Source organism: Colwellia sp. MB02u-10 (assembly GCF_014077185.1).
Lineage (GTDB): Bacteria > Pseudomonadota > Gammaproteobacteria > Enterobacterales > Alteromonadaceae > Cognaticolwellia.
Map to the genome: position 1 here is coordinate 25,632 of NZ_JACGVK010000071.1, position 7,590 is coordinate 33,221.

At 42.6% G+C, this 7,590-nt stretch carries 1 protein-coding gene; it reads left to right on the top strand.

Annotated elements, in window-relative coordinates; all coding sequences use genetic code 11:
• Positions 1-28: 28 nt before the first annotated feature.
• A partial coding sequence (locus H4J59_RS01880) for an Ig-like domain-containing protein (RefSeq protein ID WP_182236357.1) occupies positions 29-7,590 on the top strand: 7,562 nt, incomplete at its 3' end.

Genomic DNA, 7,590 nt, shown 5'->3' on the forward strand with positions numbered 1-7,590 from the left:
ACTAAGTTAACAATGGAAAAAAATAATAATGACTTGGATTAAAAACACCTCCAAAAGTGCAGTAACTTATTTCTCCATCATTTTGATGGCCCTATTGTTGACAGGTTGTGGCGGTGAAGAAGCGTTAAATGCAGAAGACTTAGAGATACGTTTAATAACATCAGAAAGTATTATTCGCGAAGGAAATACTTTTACACTAGGGGTGTTTAATAAAGCAACAGGTATCCAAGATTTAAGTGCAAATATTGGTGAGGATAACCAAACATTTGAATTAGATGAATATGTTTGGACAATTGATGCTCCTACGTTGGCAAGTCTGTCGTTTGAACAAGGTTACCAAATTGAATTATTGACCATTGACCCTGGTGTGATCACATTAACGGCTAGCAATAGTAAAAATATGATGACTACATCGATTACTATTGCACCAGCATTACTTGAATCTATTGAAATTACACCTGATGGTGGCAGTATTTACCAAGGGAAAGAGCTGACGTTTTCGGTAACTGGCAGTTACAGTGATAACAGTACCAGGGCTATTAATGACAATATTACCTGGGGATTAGAAAATAGTGATTTAGCTAATGTCTCTTCAAATGGCGTTGTTAAAGCTATCACTGTTGGCACAACTCAGGTTAGTGCCGCCACAACGAATGAATTTGGCGACACAATTCAAACAAGTGTTGAGGTTAATGTTACCCCTGCTGCGATTGTTGAACTGAATATTACCAATGCTGCTGACATTCCATTAGGCAGAAAATCAACCATCGAAGCGTTAGCCATATACACAAATCAAAACACGCAGGCTATTATTGGCGGTGTCACTTGGGTGATGAGCCAAACAGGTATTGTTAATATTAGTGAAAATGGTGAAATTGAAACCTTAGCAGTAGGCGAAGTTGCTATTACTGGCCTGATTGATAATGGCTACGGCGTAGAAATTACCACTAACACCATATCGGTATCCGTAAGCTCACCAATTTTAGAATCACTTAATATTAAACCAGTAAATCCTATTGTCGATGAAGAAAAACCGGTTATATCGATATTCAACACCGAATATTTTATCGTTGAAGCTATGTCTTCAATAGGGGTGATTGAAGACATAACCACACGAACTGATTTAACGTTTAGCAATAGCCATGATGAATTTGCCAGTGTTGCTTATAACGAAGCACTGGGGCAAATGGCTTTTGAAACCTATGTGGAAGGTGAAACTACTTTAACAGCGACTATCAAAAATAGGTTTGATGAACCGCTTTCTTTTGACCGTTTAATTTCAGTGATTAAACCTGTATTGCAATCGATTGACATAGTGCCTGTACAACAATTTTTTGCCAAAGGGCAACAAACATATTGGCAAGCTTTTGGGAATTACGACGATAACACCACGGTTGATATTTCAACGCAAGTCACCTGGGGATCAAGTGATAACAACCTTGCTACATTCAATAACGCAAGTTTATCTAACCTGATGTCTGTTTTTGAAGTAGGGCAAACAGATATTACTGCGAGCCTGCTTAATGAAAGAGAACAACTTATTGTCAGCCAAGCTGCTGTTATTACGTTATTACCTGCGATTGTGGTGAGCGTAAAGTTGGCGCAAGATAACATAGATATAAGCGAAGAAACGCTAGCATTACCACAAGGGGTGGTCGATAATTTTCAATTAATAGGTATTTATAGTGATGGCGGTGAACAAACCCTACCGGGGGCTAGTTGGAGCTCAAATTCTGCTTCGCTTGCTGAAATTGTCGATGGCCAAGTGTCTGCCAATAAAGAAATTGGCCAACTAGGATTATTCACCCTCACAGCAGCAATTACCATTGATGGCGGTGACTTTAACAGCGCAGTAGATATTTTAGTAACACCTGCGAAATTATTATCGCTGGAAGTTTCATTACCCGACCTGGATGGATTGGGTTTATGGCAAGGTTACAGCCAGCCTTTAAAAGCAACGGGGTTATTTTCCGACGACCGTGAACGAACACTGACCAATGTAGTGCAGTGGACAGTTGATAATGCTTATATAAGTAACATAGTTCTGTCGAGCACTTCGGCCAATACTCTTGATTTATTGAATGATGGTGATGTGGTTATTCAAGCAAGCTATGTTGATATTTACGATAATAGCGAGGTTAAAACAGGCGAATTTGCTTTTACTATAAAACCAGCATTACTGACAGCACTGACGCTCAATGCAAAAATAGATGTTGACAAAGACGGTGTGGGTGAGGAAAACGTTACCGCTATTGCTAGTGGTATGAATGCAGTGTTTTATGCTCAAGGTTCATATAGCGATGGCTCTACCGCTGATATTACTAGCGAAGTGATCTGGACAAGTTCTGAAAGTAGTTATTTAGCCATTACCGAGACGGGAACTGATGGTGGCAAAGCGGATGCGTTAGCACCAACGCTACCAGAGACAAACTTATTAATTAGCGCTGCGATCAATAACGCCGCAGATACGAACATTAGCGCCAGTTTCAATTTTGCGGTTGGCGAGGCCGTATTAGAAAGCATCAATCTTTCGCCAGCAGCAAAAAGTTTTGGTTTCAATGTGCCTGCAGGTAAAAGTGTGCAATTAGAAGTGTGGGGAACTTATTCCGATGGGGCTTATAAAATTATTGCCGATGAAAACGCCGCTGCGTGGGAATCTGCAGATACAAATGTAGGGACGGTTAATGCCGAGACTGGTTTGGTTACTATGTTAGCCGGTGACGTAACCGCAGTGCTGATAACCGCCATAGAAAAAGTTTCAGGTAATAGCATTAAGGGTAGTGTCCGTATAAACCGTGTTGGCGCAATTGTTGAGCGTATTCGTATTGAGCCTGACACCAGTATAGAACCATGGAAACTTGCACTGGGTGTGGAACTGCCACTTAAAGCCTATGCGGTTTATAGTGATAGTACTGAAGAAGAGATAACAAAAAGCGAAAACAGCAATTGGAGCATCCCTAAAACTGCTCATAAAGCATTTATCACTGTAAATTCGAGCCCTGACTTAAAAGGCTTATTAACCGCTCAAGACATACCCAATGAAGATACAGATGACAGTGTTGTGACTGTTCAGCTGACTAATGAAGATTACGATGCCCCCTTCACGACAACAGCAGACTTTGTTATTGGCCAACCCGTAATTGAATTTATTGAAATCAGCCCAGCCACCCAAACGATTGTCAGTGGCGACACGCTAACTTATACGACAAAAGCTTTTGATAGTAATAACAATATTATTGATATAACCAATGATGTTGTTTTGACCTCTACTGATTCTACTGTTGCTGACTTTAATCAAACCACCGCTAATGTATTGAAATCATTAGCGGTTGGCTCGGCTTTTGTCGAGGCAAGCTATACCCCGGTAGGGCAAACTGTAATTACCACAACAACATTAGTGACGGTTGAACCCGCGGTTCTTCGTCGTATTGTTATTGAGCCACAACAAGCACGCTTTACTACATCGCCCAGCCCGGTAGCTCTATTTTTAAAAGGCGATAACGATAAACTTAAGGCTAAAGGGCACTACTCTGACGGGACCATTGTAGACATTAGCAATGAGGTTATTTGGTCATCATCCGCGCCAGAAATTGCACACGTGAGTGCAGCTACACTACCAGGCTTGCTTAGCCCTCTAGCTCTTGGTGAAACAACTATTCATTGTGAAATTGATATTGAAGAATTAGGTGAAAATAAAACTATAGCAACCGACTACTTGATTGAAGTGGGCGCACCGTTACTCGAGTTTATTGAAATAACACCAACCACACCTATTTTTGTTAAAGATATGCAAAAGGGGTTTATTGCTCAAGGGGTATATTCTGATAGTAGTGTTCAAGATTTGACCGAAACTGTTGATTGGTCAACTGGACTGGAAAGTCAAACTGCTACACAGAAAGCGGGTTCAATTATAAATACCGCCTCTAATAAAGGGCTTTTTACCGCTGAGCGCTTAGGTGCAACGTTAGTCAATGCTAGTTTGACTAACTTTGATGGTGATGAAGTGCTTACAAAAACCCTTACGACGGTCAAATTATTAGACCGTATTGAGGTTACTCGTACTGCGGGCACTATTTATGCAGGTAATAAAGTGTATGTCAGTGCGACAGCTTACAGCGACGACGAAGACAACATGTTGTTCACTCAAGGTTTAACCTGGACAGTAACTAGTTTGGCTACTTTTGATGACACTAGCATCAGCCATTCAGACAATGTGATGACCAGTTTATCTCAAGGTACCGTTAGTGTAACGGCAAGTTGGGATATTAAAGATGATGCGGGTACTGTGACTGGCACAGAAGCTGATACTTTAGCCATTACTGTTGCTGCGCCATTAATAACGTCATTAGTACTCAGTAGTGCTGATAGTGCTATTCCCAGAGGCACTACCGCTCAATTCTTTGCTACGGCATGGTATTCAGACGGGAGTTCCGCAGAAATTAATCCTGACGTGATATGGACCAATAGCAATAATGATTTTGTTACAGTTAATGAAACTACAGGGGTAATCACTGCAGTTAACACCGGAGAGGCATCAATTGATACTTCTATTACCAATGCAGCTGGAGAGGTCATTACCAGTAATACCCTTGCTATAACCGTTGAACCACCTGTTCTTGAATCATTAAGTGCATCGCTGTCAGATGACACCATCCCTCGTGGTACCAGTGCTACCATTACTGTAGTAGGCACCCTTTCAGATGGCACTACGGGCTTACCTGAAAATGTAGCGGTAACTATAGTAAGTTCTGATAGTGATAATGCACCGATAGTAAACAATAATATTGTGTCAGTGACACCGACGGCCGTCATAGATGATGCGTTAAACTTTGAAATTACAGCACCGAAGAAGAATAGCTCTGGGGAGTTAATTACCACCAATATTACTGCTTCTGTCGCAGCCCCCTTATTAGTCAGCATGAGTATTGGCGCAAGCAATACGGTGATCTCTCGTGGGAATTCAACCACGTTAACATTAAGTGCGTTGCGTTCAGATAATACCGTGGGCTTACCCCCAAGTGTTGCCGCAACATGGCAAAGTGATGACAATGCGATAGCAACTGTTAATGCAAGTACTGGCGTAGTCACTATCCCTAACGATGCCACTATAGGTAAAAATGTAGCCATTAGGGTAACCGCGCCAGTAGAAGATGGTTCAATGAGCGAAATTACTCAATTTATAGTGTTATCGGTAGGCAACCCTGTGCTTGAAAACATTGCTATCAGTACCCCTGACAGTTCAGTGCGAAAAGGAAGAAGCATTGCCCCAGTCTATACCGTGCAAATGTCTGATGAAAATCCAGCTTCAGCGCCGTCTTTAGCATGGTCGTCTTCAAACGAACTTTTTGCTAAGGTTAACTCAACGACAGGCGTTGTTACGATTCCAGCCACTGCCAATGTCGGTGATGTTGCTACTATCACAGCATCGGCACCAGTGTTACCCGGTTCTTCGACTATTGAAAGCACCTCTTTTAAAGTTACAGTCGCTGCTGCAGCATTAGAGAGCATTAGCCTGTCGCCAAGTAGTAGCACTATTCATCGTGGTACTGCATTAACACTTGTACCTACTGGTCTGCTATCAGATGGTTCTAATGGTTTACCCACCCCTTTGTCTTGGACAACAAGTAATGGGAGTAACGCTTTAGTAACCGATGGCACAGTAACTATTCCTAATAATGCTACAGTTGGCGAAACAGTTACTATTACAGTGACCGCTGACGATGCTGTTACGAATTCGACAACGACTATTACTCAAAGTATGACAATAACCGTTGGCGAGCCATTGGTAGAGTCAATAGCGATCAAACATGGTGATGTATCTGTACCAAGAGGGCAGGGTCTGCAGTTAAATTCAACCATTGTTATGTCAGATGAAAAATCGTTACCAGCAGGACTAACACTTACCTGGACAAGTAATACGCCCGCAATGGTAAGCGTTGACGCCAATGGCTATATACAAGTGAGTAATACCGCTTCTGTATCAAGCGTTGTGGTTATTACCGCGAGTTCACTTACGTTTGAGGGCTCAAGTACTACTATTGAGGGTGAAATGTCGGTAACGATAGGCTCACCGGTATTAACCGCATTAACTATTTCTCCTAGGGATACAAGCGTACGCAAAGGTGAAATTCTAGCCCTTAATGTGGTCGGTTTATTATCCGATGGCAATAACGGTATACCAGCCCAAGAAACTTGGCTCAGTGAAGGCACAGGTACAGCGACCATAACGGACGCTGGTGTGCTAACCGTTAGTTCTGATCCAGGCGTAAATATAGGCGATAAGGTAACGATTAAAATAAGTGCTCCGGCCTCGGTGGGCTCAGAAACTTTGATTACCGATGAGATCGAAATCACCGTCGCAGAGGCGCGCGCACAAGCAATTGAGATCACCGTTGCTGAGGTCTCGCAAAGTACAGTGTCGGTAGTAAATGGCGTCGAAGTGCAACTGGGTACGTTACTGACAATGTCAGATGGTACTGATGGTTCAGCACAAGAGATCACTTGGGCAATTAATTCAATTAAATTGGCTGTTAGTAATAGTGGTTTAGTTACCTTCGGCGATGGTGCTAAGGAGGGAGATACTTATATAGTTTCGTTATCTATGCCTACTTATAGCGGCTCTCCTGATACGGTAACTGATTCAATTGAGCTAAGGGTGATTAAAGAAATACTGAGCTCAATTACGTTATCTCCTAGTGCAAGTTCTTCACCGCAAAACGTTGGGGCAAGTTCTACACCGACCAACGGTAGCGTAACTATGACTGTGGACAGTGGTGTAATGACCGATGGTTCAGCAGCGAGTGCTAGCGTATTGGCTGCGGGATTAAAATGGTCAAGTTCGCAGACAAGTATTGCCAGCATTGATGCAGACACTGGCATAGTAACGGTTGTTGCAGATTCTGGCATAGCAAAAATGATAGCCACAATAACCGTGGCGGGTAAGCCCCCTATTACCAATGAGATTAGCCTTACGGCTGTGCCCGCGGTATTAAATTCAATCGTTTTATCGTCAGACGATATCAGTATTCCCAATGGCTTAACCCTTGATGCGGATGTTAGCAGTGGTTTATTAACCAATGGCGAGACAGTAACAGGGGTTACACTAGCAGATTATTTAAGCGGAAACTTGACATGGGCTAGTAGTAATATCAATGTTGCTACGGTACACCCTAGCACTGGTATCCTAACTGTTTTAAATAATGCAGCATTAAATTCTACCACGACGATAACCGCTACGATTGTTGTTACGGACGGCGATGATGTGACCAAAGACTTTGTGGTTACGGCAATAGCACCGCAGCTAAAATCATTCGTTTTATCGCCAGCGACTAATAGCATTCCCAAGGGGATGACGCTTGTGCCAACTATTTCTGATGAGACATTATCTAACGACGTGGATACAAGCGTTTTACTTACTGAGTTCACATGGGTTAGCTCAAATACAGCGGTTGCGACGGTTGCCTTTGACGGCACAGTAACGGTATTAGCTAATGCGCCATTAGCTACAGACACGACGATAACCGCTACTTTAACGGTGGGTTACGGAGACCCTGTTACCGCGAGTTTTGTGGTGACGGCAATAGCACCGCA